Below are 13,578 nucleotides of genomic sequence, written 5' to 3'. Positions count from 1 at the left end.
CTACAGCTCCATGCCGTCGTTGGGATCGAGGGAGACCTGGCGCGCGAGGCCTTGGACGAGACGGTTCATGCGGCTCAGCCGTGCGGCATCGTCCGGCTCGTCATCATTGGGATCGATCTCGAACTCGTTGTCGATCGGCGGCTTCTTCTCGACCGGGGCCACGCGACTGAGCTCCGGCTGGCGCCGCTTCTCGGAGCCAGTCGTGTCCTCGTCATCCATGCCGCTCACGAGCGGCGCGGCTTCCTGCAAAGGTCGCGACGGCATGGGCGTGCCGGTCCAGTCATTCGCCTGCTGGTCTTCCGCCGCCTTCAGCACCGGCGGCGGCAAGATGCGCGCCAGTAATCTCCGATCCTCGAAGTACCGTGCCTTCTTGGCGCGGATGGGCGGTGTGCCGGCGACCATCACGATCTCGTCTGTGGGCGGGAGCTGCATGATCTCGCCCGGCGTGAGCAGCGGCCGGGCCGTCTCCGAACGCGACACCATCAGGTGTCCGAGCCAGGGGCTCAGGCGATGTCCGGCATAGTTGCGCATCGCGCGCAGCTCGGTCGCAGTGCCGAGCGCGTCGCTCACGCGTTTAGCCGTGCGCTCGTCGTTGGTCGCGAAGCTTACCCGCACATGGCAATTGTCCAGGATCGAATTGTTCGGTCCGTAGGCCTTCTCGATCTGGTTGAGGCTCTGTGCGATCAGGAACGACTTCAACCCGTAGCCGGCCATGAAGGCCAACGCGCTCTCGAAGAAGTCGAGGCGTCCGAGCGCCGGGAACTCGTCGAGCATGAGAAGGAGGCGGTGTCGCCGGGACTTCGCATGGAGATCTTCCGTCAGCCGCCGGCCGATCTGGTTGAGGATCAGCCGGATCAGCGGCTTGGTCCGCGCAATGTCGGACGGCGGCACGACGAGGTAGAGCGTCGTCGGCTGCGCGCCGCCGACGATGTCGGTGATGCGCCAGTCGCAGCGGCGCGTGACGGCCGCGACGACGGGGTCGCGGTAGAGGCCGAGGAAGGACATTGCGGTGCTCAGGACACCGCTGCGTTCGTTGTCCGACTTGTTGAGGAGCTCCCTGGCCGCGCTCGCGATGACCGGATGCGGTCCGGCCTCTCCCAGATGCGGGGTCTTCATCATGGCGGCGAGCGTCGATTCGATCGGGCGGCGCGGATCGGAGAGGAAGGAGGCGACGCCCGCGAGCGTCTTGTCCTCCTCCGCGTAGAGCACGTGGAGGATGGCGCCGACCAGCAGCGCATGGGAGGTCTTCTCCCAATGGTTCCTCTTCTCGAGCGAGCCTTCCGGATCGACCAGGATGTCGGCGATGTTCTGGACGTCGCGGACTTCCCATTCGCCGCGCCGGACTTCGAGCAGCGGGTTGTAGGCCGACGACCTCGCATTGGTCGGATCGAACAGCAGCACGCGCCCGTGTTGCGCGCGGAAGCCGGAGGTGAGCTGCCAGTTCTCGCCCTTGATGTCGTGGACGATGGCGCTGCCGGGCCAGGTGAGCAGGGACGGGATGACCAGACCCACGCCTTTGCCGCTCCGGGTCGGGGCAAAGCAGAGGACGTGCTCGGGCCCGTCGTGCCGGAGGTAGTCGCGGCCGAGCTTGCCGAGCACGACGCCGTCGGGGCCGAGGAGGCCGGCGGCCTTCACCTCATCGGGCCGGGCCCATCGCGCCGAGCCATAGGTGTCGACGTTCTTCGCCTCGCGGGCCCGCCATACCGACATGGCGATTGCGGCGGCGACCGCCATGAACCCGCCCGACGCCGCGATATAAGCGCCCTCCACGAAGATCGCCGGGGCATAGGCGTCGTAGAAGAACCACCACGCATAGAAGGAGGGGGGATAGTAGACCGGCCAGCCGAACACGACGAACCAGGGTTCGCCGAGCTGTGCCTGGAAGCCCAATCGCCATGCCGTCCATTCCGTCGCGCCCCAGGTTGTCGCAAGGATGATCAGCGCGACGACCAGAATCTGACCCCAGAGAATCTTGGTCGCGGACATCACGCGCTCTCCTTGTCCGATCCTCTCGTCACAGGCCGATCCCCCGCTTGCGGGTGAAGCTCCAGTCGATCCCGCCGTCGCCGCGCGCGACGCCGGAGACATGGCGGCCGAGATGCCGTTCGAGCGAGGGCGACCAGGGCACGAGCTGGAAGCCGAGGCCGTCGTCGAGCATCGCGAACCGGCCGGAAGCTAGATCGAAGCGGCGGCGATAGGTGCCCGCGACGTATTCGCCGGCGGTGGACTTGACGGCCGTCTGGCCGGTCTCGGTCGTGAGATGTTCGCGCAGCGCGTCGAGTTCGCGGCGCCGCAGCGTCTCAATCACGTTGCGGCTGAAGCTGACGCCGCGGCCCTGACGCTCGGCGAGCCCTTGGCCGATGAGATGCTCGGCCCGGCGGTCGAGCGCGTCGCGGACCTCGGCGCCGAAGCCGCCGGCGCCGAGCGGGATCGGCTCGCGCGCAATCGCCTGGCGGTCGAGCCAGGTGGCGCCGTTCGCCGTGATCTGCTGCTCGAGCGGAAGGTCCGACCGGACGGCGAGCGCGACGCGCCGCCGGCCCTGGGCGTCGTCGAACTTGCGCAACTCGACGATCGAGCCTGGGGCGGAATCCCCGGCGGCGTTGAGATCGGGAAGCCTGATGTGGTGGGTGCGGCCATCGATGCCGTCGACGACGGCGTAGGCGGTGCCCTTCAGCTCGTCGTCGAGCCCGCGCGCCAGCAAGCGGCCGACGATCGGCTCGTCCAGGCTCTCGCCGGCCAGCACGTAGTTCGAAGGCCCGCGTTCGAGGCCGCGCTCCGCGAGGCCGCGATGAATCCGCTTGATGATGTCGCCGCGCTCGCCGAGCTCGCGCAGGCGTTTCTCGACCTCATCGGAGATGACCCATTGGCCAGGGCCGATCTGCTCGGCGAGGCCGAACCCCTCCAGCTTGCGCAGGCGGCCGACCTTCAGCGCATGGAATTCGTCGGGCTGGCGGCCGGCATGCGGCGCGAGATCGATGATGCCCGTCCGATGGGCGTCGCGTGCGAGCTGGCGATCGAGGTTCGTCCAGCGCTCGGCCGCGATCTGTCGCTCCAGCGCGGTGCGGATGTCGCGATCGGTACGGGGGCCCAGCTCCTGGGTGATCAGCTCGCGCGCCCGGTCGCGCATGCCTTCCTTGATGTAGTCGCGCGCGATGACGAGGTTCTCGCCGTCGTCACGAACGCCGCGCACGATCAGGTGGACATGCGGATGCTCGGTGTTCCAGTGATCGACCGCCACCCAGTCGAGCCTCGTCCCGAGGTCTCTCTCCATCTGGCCGACCAGGTCGCGGGTGAACCGCTTGAGGTCCGCCATCTCGATCGCGTCGTCCGGCGACACGATGAAGCGGAAGTGGTGGCGATCGTCCGCGCAGCGCTCCGCGAAAGCCTTCGGATCGGCGTCGTCAGTACCGGGACCAAAGAGCCGCGCCTTCTCTCCGTCCCGGGTGACGCCCTCGCGCCGCAGATAGCCGAGATGGGTCGCGAGCGGCGCGCCGCGTGCGCTGTGGCGGACGACGCGCGCCTTCACGACGGCGCCGCGCGAGCGCGACGTGATGAGGCGGTTCGCCTGCACCGTGGCGCGCTGGCCTCGGCCGAAGCGCGAGCGATGGCCGGGCCCGATCGTCCCCTTGCGCGAGACGGAGCCGCCGGCGCGCTGAGCGGCGGCGAGCGCCTGCGCGATGAAGGGCCGTGCCCGCTGCGCACGGGTGGAGCGGATGCGGCCAGGGCGGATGCGGAAGTCGTCCTCGGCGCTCATGGCCGCGGCCCCGCACATCGCGCCAAGCGACGGAATTCGTTGAAAGAGTGCCGAAGCCGCAGGCTGCGCCGGGACGGCGCACCTCGCGGTTTCGGCATGCAAGCTATTGAAAAACCACGACCGTCATGGCGCGCACATCGCGCCCCTTTATCCTGCCATCGTGCGGACGTGGTTGCGCCCTCCCGCCTCACCACACGCTCTTGTGCGCTGGGGGTCGCTACATCGCGATTGGGCAACGAGCGCGTCATTGCTGCGGGTCCGGACTCGCTTGCGCGACGAAGAGGCCGGAGGAGCGCGGTGAAAGCGCTGCCGCGTCCCGCGCTCGTGGTGCTGTCGCGTTGTCACCGCGCACGCGCTGGTCTTGCGATGGTTTTGCATTCGGACTGCCGTTCGCGCGCACGACGAACAAAGGAGAGCGAGTCCAGGCGAGCGGATCAGCGGCCGAAATTGTGGTCGCGCGCCCGAGCGGCTTGCCGCCGACAAGGGCCGCCAGCGTCGCGACATAGGCACGCGTCTCCGCCGGCAATGCGCGCCCGCCCGCGAGGTATTGCTCGTACCGCTGCGGGCCGGCATTATACGCCGCGAGGAAGCCCGGCGATCCGTAGCGGTCGTGCATCTCGCGCAGGTACGCGGCACCGGCCAGGATGTTGTCGCGCGGATCGAAAGGATCGCGGCCGAGACCGTAGCGCATGCGCAGCTCCGACCAGGTATTCGGCATGATCTGCATCAGGCCCATCGCGCCGTTGCGAGAGACGGCGTGGACATCGCCGGCACTTTCCGCGTCCATGACGGCCCGTATCCATGCGATGGGCACGCCGAAACGCCGCGCCGCTTCCGCGATGTAGTCAGCGATTGTGTGGTCGCTCCGAAGACGCGCGGCAGACGCGTTCTGCGCAAGCGCAACGCTGGTGAACGGCGCGGCGATCAGCAGGCCGGAAAGGAGAAGAGCGGGAAGACGCCGGACGAGCGAGCGTCGCCCGGCGTCTTCACTCCGTTTCCACGATGTCGAGCGGATGGGCATCGCCTCAGTCCCGCTCCGGCCGCTTCTGGGGACGGTTCCAGTGCAGGCCCCAGACGGACTTCGCGTCGCCCGACTGGAACAGGTTGGCGCGGATCGGCTGGCTGAGCGCCGGGTCGTCGATCTGGACGGAGACGTAATCGCCGGCCTTCTCGCCGGTACGCTTCCAGCCGGCGCCGATCTCAGGCCCGTTGCTGTCGCCGAGATGGACGCGGTAATCCGGCGCGTTCTCGGCGTCGGAATGTTCGGCCGGAATGAGCACGATCTCGCCGTTCAGCGTGAGCGTGCGGACGTGCCCGGCATAGCCGTTCTTGGTGCGGGTGAACTCTCCGATCTGTGGCATTGAAAGCTCCCTATGTGCGGTGAAGAGGGTGTGCTTGGTGCGCCGTCACCGCGTTGCGGCACGCCATTCGAACCGGCCGTCGCCGTCCTCGTCGGTCCACAGCGGGATCGCGCGGCCGATGATCGTGTTCGTGGAGAGCGGGCCGAAATATCGGCCGTCCATGCTGTCGGGAGCGGCCCAGTTCATGAGGAAGATTTCGCCGTCGGCGATGCGGCGGCAGCCCTGCCAGGACGGCAGGCTGCGGCCGGCACGGTCGCGCGCCAGCGCGTCGCCCATGTCGATCCCGTCGATCGTGATGTGCGCGCCGTCGCGGCAGACCTGCTGTCCCGCAATGGCGGCGATGCGCTTCATCAGCGGCACGCCGCGCGGCAGGTAGCGGCGCTCGGCCATGAAGGAGGCGAGCGGTTCGGGCGTGCGGATGGCGACGAGGTCGGTGACTTCGAGATGACGCGCAGGCGCGATGGAATAGAGGCCGAGCGGCACGCTGGCGGACGCGTTCCAGATGAGCTTCGGGGCAACCGGAAGGCAGGAGAGGACGCCGACCGCCACCACGGCGAAGGAGGTCGTCACGATGTAGCCGAAGCGCGTCACGGCTCGACCCTCCGCCGCAGGAGGATCGCTCGATGCTGCTCGACGGTGTAGCGGCGCGGCTCCTGGCCGGCGGTCAGGCGGTGGTGGACGTGGCGCCAGTGATGCGGCGACACCTCGGCCGGGTCGATGCCGATCGCCTCGATCGCATCGACGATCTGGAGGACGCGCTCGACCCTCGGCCAGCCCTCCATCTTGAGAAGGATGTCGCCGCCGGGGCGCACGAAGGGCAGCGTCTGATAGCGCTCGCCGGGCGTGATCGCGCGCACGATGTCGATGCGCGAGAGGATGGTGCCGTGGTCGTTGGAGGCCCAGCGCACGAAGGCGAAGGTGCTGTTGGGCGTGAAGGCGAGCACACGGCGGCGCCGGTCGAGGATCTGCTCCTCCTTCTCTTTGCCGAAGCGGATCCAGTATTCGACCTTCTTCTCGATCCAGGTCAGCTCGACGCGTGTCAGGCCGTCGGCGGGAAGCGGCGACGGCACGAGGCGCAGGTGAGGCGCACCGGTCATGGCTGGTCTCCTTCGACTGGAGGGAATTCGCGGGCGAGCAGGTCGCGCAGCATGTCCGCGACGGTCAGGCCGCGCTGGAAGGCTGCGATCTTGATGCGGCCGCGCAGCTCCGGCGTGATGTCGATCGTCAGCCGCGCGCTGAAAGCGGCCGCGTCGTCGTTGCTGTTGGGGCGCGGTGCAGATGCCTTGATCCAGCGTTCGGGATCGGCCGGCCGCGCGATGAAGGCGCGTTTCGGGGAGCGCTGCGTCATCGCGCCAGCCTCCCGACTTCGGCCGCAAGAGCGGTGATCTCGCGCGCCGCCGGACTTTCTGTGTGTACTTCCCAGACGAGGCGGCCGGACTGCGCGGCCTCGGCGAAGGCGACACGCTGACCGATTCTGGAGGCGAGCAGCGGCGGGTCGTGATCGGCGAGCGTGAGCGCGGTCTCGCGCGCGATGACAGTGCGCGCGGCGCATCGATTGAGGACGAAGCGGGCGACGAGCTGGGGGCGATAGATGCGCGCCTCGCTCAGCAGCGTGAGCATCTCGGCCGATCCCCAGCCGTCGAGGGGCGACGGCTGCACCGGGATCAGGATGATGTCGGCCGCGAGCAGCGCCGAGCGCATGAGCCCGGCGACGCGGGGCGGACCGTCGATGACGATGTGATCGGCATTACGCGCCAGCTCGGGGGCTTCGCGATGAAGCGTGTCGCGCGCCAGGCCGATCACGCCGAACAGGCGCGGCAGGCTTTCGCGGGCGCGCTGCTGCGACCAGTCGAGGGCAGAACCTTGCGGATCGGCGTCGATGACGGTGACGCGCTGGCCGCGTCGTGCCCATTCGCCGGCGAAATGGAGGGCGAGCGTGGTCTTGCCGACACCGCCCTTCTGGTTGAGCAGCGCGACGATCATGGCGCCGCCTCCCGTTGACGGCACTCATCCACAGGTGTGGAACGCGGAGCGGCCGTTAGAAAGATTCCGAAGGAATCTTGGTTAGAAGAGTTACGCCGCGCGCATTGCTTTGAATCGACGCTCGGATTCGATGAATCCGGTCCCCGATGGCACGAGGATCGGGTCCCCGATGGCACGATAGGTCCAGTCCCTGATGGCACGAGGCGATTCACAGCTTGTCCCCAGCGCGGGAGGTCTGACGCTGAACTGGCGGAGGGAGGGCCGCGGGATCGACGGGAACGAAAGCGAGGCGTTCCGGGGCGTCCGCCGGCTGCTCGATGGTCAGCCGGTAGCCGGGCAGCGTCTGCCGGCGGACGATCTCGCGCAGGTCGTAGGCGAAGTGCTTGAGCGGCGAGAGGCTGCCGGACTTCGCGTGGAGATACGCAATGTCGAAGCTCCAGCCGGACGGCTGGCGGCCACCGTGCTTGCGCACCAGGCGGTAGAGCCAGCGCTCCAGTCCGCCGGTCAGGCGGAAGTAGGCGCGGTCGATGGTCAGCACCAGCGCGTCGTCGAGGACGGCGGCGAAGAACCAGTCCGGCACGATCAGCTCGAGGCCGAGCGGACGGCCGTGCGCGTCCGCTCGCTCCTTCCATTCGTTGATCCAGGAGAAGCGATGCATCCGCCGTTCGGTCGGCTGGCGGATCGACGTCGCCACGGTGGTCGACTGCAAGCGGTCGAGAGCGGCTTTCAGCCGGTCATAGTCGCGCACGCTCACGCCGCGGCCGATGAAGGAGAGAATTTCGTATGGCGTCGCCGCCATCAGGCGTGACGGCCGCAGGCCGAGATCGCGCGCCTCGACGATTTGCGAGGCCGCCCAGATCAGCACGTCGGCGTCCCAGATGGTCGCCATTCCGTGCTCCGGGACCGCTTCGACGCGGATGACGATCGGACCGGCCTTGAAGTCGATCGGCGTCAGTCGTTTCGACTTGGCGAGCGAGAAGAACGGATAGGCCATGAGGTCCTGCGCGTCGCGTGGCGCGAGGTCGCCGGGCAGCGCCCGAAAGAGATCGAGCTGCTCCCGCTCGCCATTGCGTCGCGCCGAGGACATGGCCCGTACCTCAACGGCGGTCGCGGCCGGCCTGCACCGGGGCCGGGCCGTGACGCTTCGCCGGCAGCACGGAGCCGCGCGGATCGGACGTCGAGGTGACGGCGCCGCGGTCGGCCCAGGCCTTGAGATCGTCGAGCGCGTAGACGACGCGGCCACCAAGCTTCCGGTAGGCCGGGCCGGTGCCGTAGGTGCGATGCTTCTCCAGTGTCCGGCTGGAGAGGCCGAGGAAGTCGGCGGCCTCCGGCGTCCGCAAGAAGCGCGGCGGAAAGCCGGCGAGATTGGTCATGTCGCACCTCCGGGCGTTCGTTGAGGCTGCCGGCGAGCACCGGCGAACGGCGGCCACGGTGGCGGAGGGGCACTGCGTCGGGGGATGGCGAAGATGCGAGTGCTGAATTCGCACCCCCGCGGCGGCCCGAGCTATGGGCGGCGGCGCCGGCGCAGGAGGGAGCGATAGCCGCCGGCGATCAGCGCGAGGCCATCCTTCACGAGATCGATCGTCGCGTCGCGCAGGGCGGAGGTTTTCCAGGGGGAATCGGCAACGCGCGCGGCCCCGAAGATCGCCTCGGCGATCTCGCGATAGCTCGCGCCTTCGTGGCGGCCGTCGACGGCCTGAAGCATGCGGCGGAGCCGTCGTCGCTGCTGGCTCGTCAGCCTCGCGTCGGCCGGGACGCGCCGGCCGTTGATGGCCCGCCAGAGGCGGGCGACCGCCTCGATCCGGTCAAGCCCGTCGGCTCCCAGCGCAACCAGGGCCACGAGCGGGCGCGCCGGCGAAGCATCGGACACGAGCAGGACCCGCACCGTCTTCGATCCGCGGCCGTGGACGATGCTGAGCCCGTCGGGGCCGGCGCGGGCGGTATCCGGATCGAGTTCGGGAAGGACGGTGCTCTCGACGGTCGATGCGGCAGGAACGGTCGTGAGAATAACCGTTCCGGGGTCAATGTCTGGCGCCCAGAATACGGTCGCTGCGGTCGCGTCGAGCGCCGGGTCGATCGCGAAAGCGGAGCCCCCAGCGCCGCTGGATCGTCGCGGCAAGGCGCTCGGTCGCGTCGGGGGAGCGCGTGCTTTCGGCAAAATCCCGTTGATAGACGGCGTTGCGCCTCAGGCATTCCCAGGCAAGGTCAGGCGCGACGAGCTGATCCAGGTAGTCGTAGGTGTCGGACGAGCGCCAGCGCGATGTGTCGGGCCCCATTCTGTTTCCTCCCCCGACCCGCGGGCCGGGCGCGTGCGAAGGAGCTGTACGATTGCGAGGCCATCGGAGTTGGGGAAGTCCCGTTTTGCGCAACACGCGATGCCGTGACGGCATCACGGATGGGCATCACTTGTCCGTCTCACGGGCGAGCTGCCGGTAGCCTTGCTCGGTCATCCAGCGGGCGCGCGCGAGATGACTGCGGTGCACGCGGCTGGCGCGTTCCGGTTCTTTTGCGGGATCGATCCCGAAGAGGACCTCGACCGCCTCGCGCCAGTCAGCGCCGTCCGTTTCGGCGTCGAGCAGGCGCAGATAGAGCTTCATGTGCGCACGGTCGTAGCTGGTCAGAACGGCGCTCTGCGGCGGTTCGTCCATGAACGGATCGTGTGTCAAACTGAACCCCGCGGGCCGACGCTGGCGCGCGTCGACGAGCTGTTGACGCTACGCCCACGGGCGCTGAGCGCAAGGCGACGCGTCGGCACGAAGGATCGATGCCCGCGGCGCCCCGCGGCATCATCGGTTCTTGCGGGTCTCGGCCTTCGCGCGGACAAGCATCACTCCTTCGCCCTGGTCTGACGACAGGAAGACGATGCCGTTGGCCTCCAGCGTGCGGCGGACCTGATCTTCCGTCGACTCGTAAACGGCGCGATGGCCCGACTCCAGGCGCTTCAGCGCCGTCAGCGATACCAGGGCCTTGTCGGCGAGCGTCTCCTGCGTCCATCCCAGCAGCGCGCGAGCGGCCCGCGATTGTCGGGCGGTGATCATGCATGATCACCTCCCACCGGGCCGATCGAGCGTGCCAGAACTACGACTAAAATAGTCGCTCTTGGCCAACGAGGCGAGCAAAATTGGCAGCCAAAGACGGGAAGTTGGGCGAATCGCGCCGAACCGATTCGGTCGCCCCGCCGTGTCGGCTGCAACGAGCTGGCCAAGCCCCGCCCGGTTGCCCGGGCGGGGCTTGGGGCTTGCGCCTCATTCGCCGTTGCGGCGGTTCGGGCGGGACCAGATCAGGCTGTAGCCGTCGCCGTCCTCGTCGTCGAAGAGGTTGGCGTAGATCGGGGCGGTGAAGCTCGGATCGTCGAGCTTGAGGCCCAGATAGTCGCGGCCCTCGTTGGAGCGCTTGGCCCAGGCGGCGCCGATCTCGACGCGGCCCGCGAAGACGCGGTGGCTGGGGGCGTTCTCGCCGGAGCGGTTGGCTTCGGGGACGATGCGGACGTTCTTGGCCTGGACGCTGAGGGTGACGATCTGGCCGACGAACTCGTTGCCGGACTTCTTGAAGGTGCCGATGGTCGCCATGATGGTTCTCCTTGATGTCTGTTTCGAGCCCGCACCATTGCGGCCTCGATGGCGATCGGCAGGCCGCAGGCGATCGACGCCGCACCTGCTTGCAGGCCGGAGCGGAGCGGAGGATGGCTGCCGGGAGACTTTCTTGTTTCGCGAGGAATGGGCGCAGCCCAGGGGAAGAAAGTCGACCGGCGCCATTGCGGCATAGGCGATCGAGGCGAAGCCGGCCTGCGGCCAGATCAGCCCATCACAGAGGCCGCATGGAGCGCTCGATCAGGCAGAGAGGATCAAGGAGAACCTGGCGCCGCCATCGTGCAACCGAGAGGGACGGCGGGGTCGGCGCACGGCGCTCATCCCGCGTCGAGGCGCCCGGCCGCATCGATGCTCCCGATGAGCAGGGACAGGCCTGCGATCAGCCCGCTGCCTTCGAGGGCGTGGAGGTTCGTCGCGCGGGCCAATCCCGCGATCGAACGCTGCCCGCGACCGATGGGTCAGCGCGACCCAGCACTCATCCCCCCGAATTGCCAATAGGCGAGGAGCAGCGCACAGGCGGCGTGATCTGGTCACGCCCAGAGCGCTGAAAAGGCCTCAGGCGCGCGCCACGCCCTGTCTGGTCCGGCCGGGCGGGGCCAGCGTCGCCAGCCGGGCAAGAGCGGTGATGCCGACGACGACGGCTCCGACCAGCGAGAAGACGACCTGCCAAGTTTCGGAGGGCATCGTGTGCTTCACGATGCCATGTGTCGCGTGATAGCCGGCGATGGCGGCCGGCGCGACGAAAGCGGCGGCAATCATGAGCCGCAGCCAGAGCGGCCTGGCGAATGCGAGCAGGAGATGTCCGGCCAGAAGGGTTGCGAGGCCGGCGACCGCCCCAACGGTGATTCCGCCGAGCCAGCCGGCGCCTGTGCCATACACCCAGACGCCTGCCGTGACGCCCGCGAACAGCGGCAGCGCATAGACGGCAAGGTAGAACAAGAGACAGCAGATCACGCCGATGGCGGCGATACTGGCGAGCACGCTGAGTAAAATCATGGTGGTGGCCTCCGTGAGACAAGGATCTGACGGTCGCGCCTTCCACCACCACCACGGCGCAACGGCTCTATAACATAAGATCGATGGCGCGTGAGCGGACATCGCGAACGGTTTCCGTTTGGTGCAGATGAACCTGATTGTTCCGCAACGGAAGTAACTTCGCTGGCTGCCAATCAGCCGCCGGCGGTCCAGGGATCAATGACTGTCAGGCCGGCGGCCGCGAACGCGGTGGTGTCGCGCGACGCCACGGCGAAGCCCTGCGCGGCGGCGATCGCGGCGATGTAGCCGTCGGGCGTGGGGAAGCCCTTGCCGGCCTTGCGCGCCTTGACGGCGAGGTCGGCGTATCGCCGCGCCGCTTGCGTATCGAAGGACAGTATCCTCGGCTCGAACAGCTCCATCACGCCGTCGAGCGTGGTTGCCAGGCGGTCCTTGCGCTTGCCCCTGGGCAGGGCGCCGATGCCGAACATCAGCTCCGCGATGGTGACGCTGGAGAGAAAGAGCGTTTCCGCGGCCTGGGCGTCGAGCCATTCCCGGACCGACGGGCGCGGCTCGGGCTTCATCGCCTCGGAGACGACGTTGGTGTCGAGCAGGATCATTCGATGCGCATTGGCTCGGCGGGCCGGGTGTCACGAGCCTGTTCGAGCGCCTCGACATCGGCATTGGTGAGCCCGATCTCGCGGCTCATCTCCGAGAGCGCGGTGCCGATCTTGAGCCGCCCCGCCGGGCGCACGGCGGCTTCCAGAATGGCGCGCATTTCGGCTTCCGTGCTGCGGTTGTGCTGCGCCGCCCGGACCTTCAAAGCGCGATGCGCCTCCTCCGAGAGGTTGCGAATAGTGACAGCGGGCAAGATAGCATCCCCTGAAAATTGACTGCGATGCTATCAATATGGCGGAAATGATAGCATTCTTCAAGGGTGATGGCGGCGCTCAGGCGCCGCCGAACCGCCAGACCGGGATGCCGAGCTTCTTCGCCTTGTCGGCCAAGTTTCCCTGGATGCCGGTGCCGGGGAAGATCATGACGCCGATGGGCAGCACCTCCAGCATGGCGTCGTTGCGCTTGAAGGGCGCGGCCTTGGCGTGCTTCGTCCAGTCCGGCTTGAAGGCGATTTGCGGCACGTTGCGGTGATCGGCCCAGCGCGCCGCGATGCGCTCGGCGCCCTTCGGCGAGCCGCCATGCATGAGCACCATGTCCGGATGCCTGGCGTGCACCTGGTCGAGCCTGGCCCAGATCAGGCGATGATCGTTGAAGTCGAGCCCGCCGCTCAGCGCGACCTTCGGGCCGGGCGGCAGCATGACCCCGGTCTCGGCGCGCTTCTTCGCGGCGAGGAAGTCGCGGCTGTCGATCATCGCCGCGGTCATGGCGCGGTGGTTGACAAGCGAGCCGCTGCGCGGCCGCCAGGCCGAGCCGGTGTGGCGCTCGAAATGCTCGCAGGCCTGGTCGCGCATGAGCTCGAAGGCGTCGCGGCGTTCGATGAGCGTCTGCCCCTCGGCGATGAGCCGCTCCAGCTCGACGGACTTGACCTCGGTGCCATCCTGCTCGCGCTGGCTGCGACGCTGCGCCTGCTCGTTGTTGTCGAGCTCGTGGGCGACGCGGTCGGCGGCGCGATGGAAGAGGTTGACGGTCGACCACAGCAGGTCCTCGAGATCGGGCTCGAGGCGGGTGCCGCCGAGCGTGGCGACGAGGGCGTCGAAGATGTCGGCGATGGCTCCGGCGACGGCATTGCCCTCGGGAAGCGGGCGCGGGTCGGGTTCGTCCTGGAAGGGGCGGAAGCCATAGAGCTGCAGCTCGGTGAGGACGTGATCGGTCGGGGACGAACTGTGGTGGGGTTCGAAGTCGTCGTCGGTGGTCATGGGATGCTCCGTCGCTGGATCGGCCGCGACCCTCGCGGCCTTCA

General features: G+C 68.3%; 19 protein-coding genes. All 19 read right to left on the bottom strand.

Annotation, left to right across the window (positions count from 1 at the left end):
* Positions 1 to 1,986, bottom strand: coding sequence for a conjugal transfer protein TraG (locus B5D62_RS09050; RefSeq protein WP_085933404.1), 1,986 nt, complete (start codon positions 1,984 to 1,986; stop codon positions 1 to 3).
* 28 nt (positions 1,987 to 2,014) lie between these two features.
* Complete coding sequence (locus B5D62_RS09045; protein ID WP_085933403.1) at positions 2,015 to 3,754, bottom strand: relaxase/mobilization nuclease domain-containing protein; 1,740 nt, start codon at positions 3,752 to 3,754, stop codon at positions 2,015 to 2,017.
* A 244-nt stretch (positions 3,755 to 3,998) separates the two neighbouring features.
* A complete protein-coding gene (locus B5D62_RS09040; protein WP_085933402.1) occupies positions 3,999 to 4,775 on the bottom strand; it encodes a lytic transglycosylase domain-containing protein in 777 nt (258 codons plus the stop codon).
* A 4-nt stretch (positions 4,776 to 4,779) separates the two neighbouring features.
* Positions 4,780 to 5,115, bottom strand: a complete 336-nt coding sequence (locus B5D62_RS09035) for a DUF736 domain-containing protein (protein WP_085933401.1) — start codon at positions 5,113 to 5,115, stop codon at positions 4,780 to 4,782.
* 45 nt (positions 5,116 to 5,160) lie between these two features.
* Entirely contained in the window at positions 5,161 to 5,706 is a 546-nt protein-coding gene (locus B5D62_RS09030) for a S26 family signal peptidase (RefSeq protein ID WP_085933400.1), read from the bottom strand.
* The gene (locus B5D62_RS09025; protein ID WP_085933399.1) at positions 5,703 to 6,212 is read right to left on the bottom strand and encodes a DUF2840 domain-containing protein; all 510 of its coding nucleotides are present in this window, start codon (positions 6,210 to 6,212) and stop codon (positions 5,703 to 5,705) included. The genes B5D62_RS09030 and B5D62_RS09025 overlap by 4 nt, the downstream gene beginning before the upstream one ends.
* A complete protein-coding gene (locus B5D62_RS09020) occupies positions 6,209 to 6,463 on the bottom strand; it encodes a ribbon-helix-helix protein (protein WP_085933398.1) in 255 nt (84 codons plus the stop codon). The genes B5D62_RS09025 and B5D62_RS09020 overlap by 4 nt, the downstream gene beginning before the upstream one ends.
* Positions 6,460 to 7,098, bottom strand: a complete 639-nt coding sequence (gene parA / locus B5D62_RS09015) for a ParA family partition ATPase (protein WP_085933397.1) — start codon at positions 7,096 to 7,098, stop codon at positions 6,460 to 6,462. The genes B5D62_RS09020 and parA overlap by 4 nt, the downstream gene beginning before the upstream one ends.
* A 208-nt stretch (positions 7,099 to 7,306) precedes the next feature.
* Entirely contained in the window at positions 7,307 to 8,185 is an 879-nt protein-coding gene (locus B5D62_RS09010; RefSeq protein WP_085933396.1) for a replication initiator protein A, read from the bottom strand.
* A gap of 10 nt (positions 8,186 to 8,195) precedes the next feature.
* The gene (locus tag B5D62_RS09005; protein ID WP_085933395.1) at positions 8,196 to 8,471 is read right to left on the bottom strand and encodes a helix-turn-helix transcriptional regulator; all 276 of its coding nucleotides are present in this window, start codon (positions 8,469 to 8,471) and stop codon (positions 8,196 to 8,198) included.
* Between the two features lie 131 nt (positions 8,472 to 8,602).
* A complete protein-coding gene (locus tag B5D62_RS33935) occupies positions 8,603 to 9,217 on the bottom strand; it encodes a DUF2285 domain-containing protein (protein ID WP_231714750.1) in 615 nt (204 codons plus the stop codon).
* A complete protein-coding gene (locus tag B5D62_RS33930) occupies positions 9,120 to 9,374 on the bottom strand; it encodes a transcriptional regulator domain-containing protein (protein ID WP_085933394.1) in 255 nt (84 codons plus the stop codon). The genes B5D62_RS33935 and B5D62_RS33930 overlap by 98 nt, the downstream gene beginning before the upstream one ends.
* A gap of 126 nt (positions 9,375 to 9,500) precedes the next feature.
* Complete coding sequence (locus tag B5D62_RS08990; RefSeq protein ID WP_037016610.1) at positions 9,501 to 9,746, bottom strand: DNA -binding domain-containing protein; 246 nt, start codon at positions 9,744 to 9,746, stop codon at positions 9,501 to 9,503.
* A gap of 138 nt (positions 9,747 to 9,884) precedes the next feature.
* Positions 9,885 to 10,136 carry a helix-turn-helix domain-containing protein gene (locus B5D62_RS08985; protein ID WP_055459953.1) on the bottom strand — a complete coding sequence of 84 codons (252 nt, stop codon included), beginning with the start codon at positions 10,134 to 10,136 and terminating at the stop codon, positions 9,885 to 9,887.
* Positions 10,137 to 10,343: 207 nt separating this feature from the next.
* On the bottom strand, positions 10,344 to 10,667 hold the full coding sequence (locus B5D62_RS08980; protein WP_011315360.1) for a DUF736 domain-containing protein: 324 nt from the start codon (positions 10,665 to 10,667) through the stop codon (positions 10,344 to 10,346).
* 576 nt (positions 10,668 to 11,243) lie between these two features.
* Positions 11,244 to 11,684: a hypothetical protein gene (locus B5D62_RS08975; RefSeq protein WP_085933393.1), complete on the bottom strand. Its 441-nt coding sequence runs from the start codon at positions 11,682 to 11,684 to the stop codon at positions 11,244 to 11,246.
* A gap of 173 nt (positions 11,685 to 11,857) precedes the next feature.
* Positions 11,858 to 12,280 (bottom strand): type II toxin-antitoxin system VapC family toxin, encoded by a 423-nt coding sequence (locus tag B5D62_RS08970; RefSeq protein WP_085933392.1) that lies wholly within the window; start codon positions 12,278 to 12,280, stop codon positions 11,858 to 11,860.
* Positions 12,277 to 12,531 carry a FitA-like ribbon-helix-helix domain-containing protein gene (locus tag B5D62_RS08965; protein ID WP_085933391.1) on the bottom strand — a complete coding sequence of 85 codons (255 nt, stop codon included), beginning with the start codon at positions 12,529 to 12,531 and terminating at the stop codon, positions 12,277 to 12,279. The genes B5D62_RS08970 and B5D62_RS08965 overlap by 4 nt, the downstream gene beginning before the upstream one ends.
* A 79-nt stretch (positions 12,532 to 12,610) precedes the next feature.
* A complete protein-coding gene (locus B5D62_RS08960) occupies positions 12,611 to 13,534 on the bottom strand; it encodes a DUF2493 domain-containing protein (RefSeq protein ID WP_085933597.1) in 924 nt (307 codons plus the stop codon).
* Between the last annotated feature and the right edge of the window lie 44 nt (positions 13,535 to 13,578).

The organism is Enhydrobacter aerosaccus, from assembly GCF_900167455.1.
GTDB classification, from domain to species: domain Bacteria; phylum Pseudomonadota; class Alphaproteobacteria; order Reyranellales; family Reyranellaceae; genus Reyranella; species Reyranella aerosaccus.
The sequence above is the reverse complement of the archived record's forward strand: the minus strand, read 5'-3'. Positions and strand labels throughout refer to the sequence as shown.

What these genes read in the sequence shown, in the direction of transcription:
- B5D62_RS09050 (WP_085933404.1), bottom strand. Translation starts at nt 1,986, where the DNA reads ATGTCCGCGACCAAGATTCTCTGGGGTCAGATTCTGGTCGTCGCGCTG.
- B5D62_RS09045 (WP_085933403.1), bottom strand. Translation starts at nt 3,754, where the DNA reads ATGAGCGCCGAGGACGACTTCCGCATCCGCCCTGGCCGCATCCGCTCC.
- B5D62_RS09040 (WP_085933402.1), bottom strand. Translation starts at nt 4,775, where the DNA reads ATGCCCATCCGCTCGACATCGTGGAAACGGAGTGAAGACGCCGGGCGA.
- B5D62_RS09035 (WP_085933401.1), bottom strand. Translation starts at nt 5,115, where the DNA reads ATGCCACAGATCGGAGAGTTCACCCGCACCAAGAACGGCTATGCCGGG.
- B5D62_RS09025 (WP_085933399.1), bottom strand. Translation starts at nt 6,212, where the DNA reads ATGACCGGTGCGCCTCACCTGCGCCTCGTGCCGTCGCCGCTTCCCGCC.
- B5D62_RS09020 (WP_085933398.1), bottom strand. Translation starts at nt 6,463, where the DNA reads ATGACGCAGCGCTCCCCGAAACGCGCCTTCATCGCGCGGCCGGCCGAT.
- parA (WP_085933397.1), bottom strand. Translation starts at nt 7,098, where the DNA reads ATGATCGTCGCGCTGCTCAACCAGAAGGGCGGTGTCGGCAAGACCACG.
- B5D62_RS09010 (WP_085933396.1), bottom strand. Translation starts at nt 8,185, where the DNA reads ATGTCCTCGGCGCGACGCAATGGCGAGCGGGAGCAGCTCGATCTCTTT.
- B5D62_RS09005 (WP_085933395.1), bottom strand. Translation starts at nt 8,471, where the DNA reads ATGACCAATCTCGCCGGCTTTCCGCCGCGCTTCTTGCGGACGCCGGAG.
- B5D62_RS33930 (WP_085933394.1), bottom strand. Translation starts at nt 9,374, where the DNA reads ATGGGGCCCGACACATCGCGCTGGCGCTCGTCCGACACCTACGACTAC.
- B5D62_RS08990 (WP_037016610.1), bottom strand. Translation starts at nt 9,746, where the DNA reads ATGGACGAACCGCCGCAGAGCGCCGTTCTGACCAGCTACGACCGTGCG.
- B5D62_RS08985 (WP_055459953.1), bottom strand. Translation starts at nt 10,136, where the DNA reads ATGATCACCGCCCGACAATCGCGGGCCGCTCGCGCGCTGCTGGGATGG.
- B5D62_RS08980 (WP_011315360.1), bottom strand. Translation starts at nt 10,667, where the DNA reads ATGGCGACCATCGGCACCTTCAAGAAGTCCGGCAACGAGTTCGTCGGC.
- B5D62_RS08975 (WP_085933393.1), bottom strand. Translation starts at nt 11,684, where the DNA reads ATGATTTTACTCAGCGTGCTCGCCAGTATCGCCGCCATCGGCGTGATC.
- B5D62_RS08970 (WP_085933392.1), bottom strand. Translation starts at nt 12,280, where the DNA reads ATGATCCTGCTCGACACCAACGTCGTCTCCGAGGCGATGAAGCCCGAG.
- B5D62_RS08960 (WP_085933597.1), bottom strand. Translation starts at nt 13,534, where the DNA reads ATGACCACCGACGACGACTTCGAACCCCACCACAGTTCGTCCCCGACC.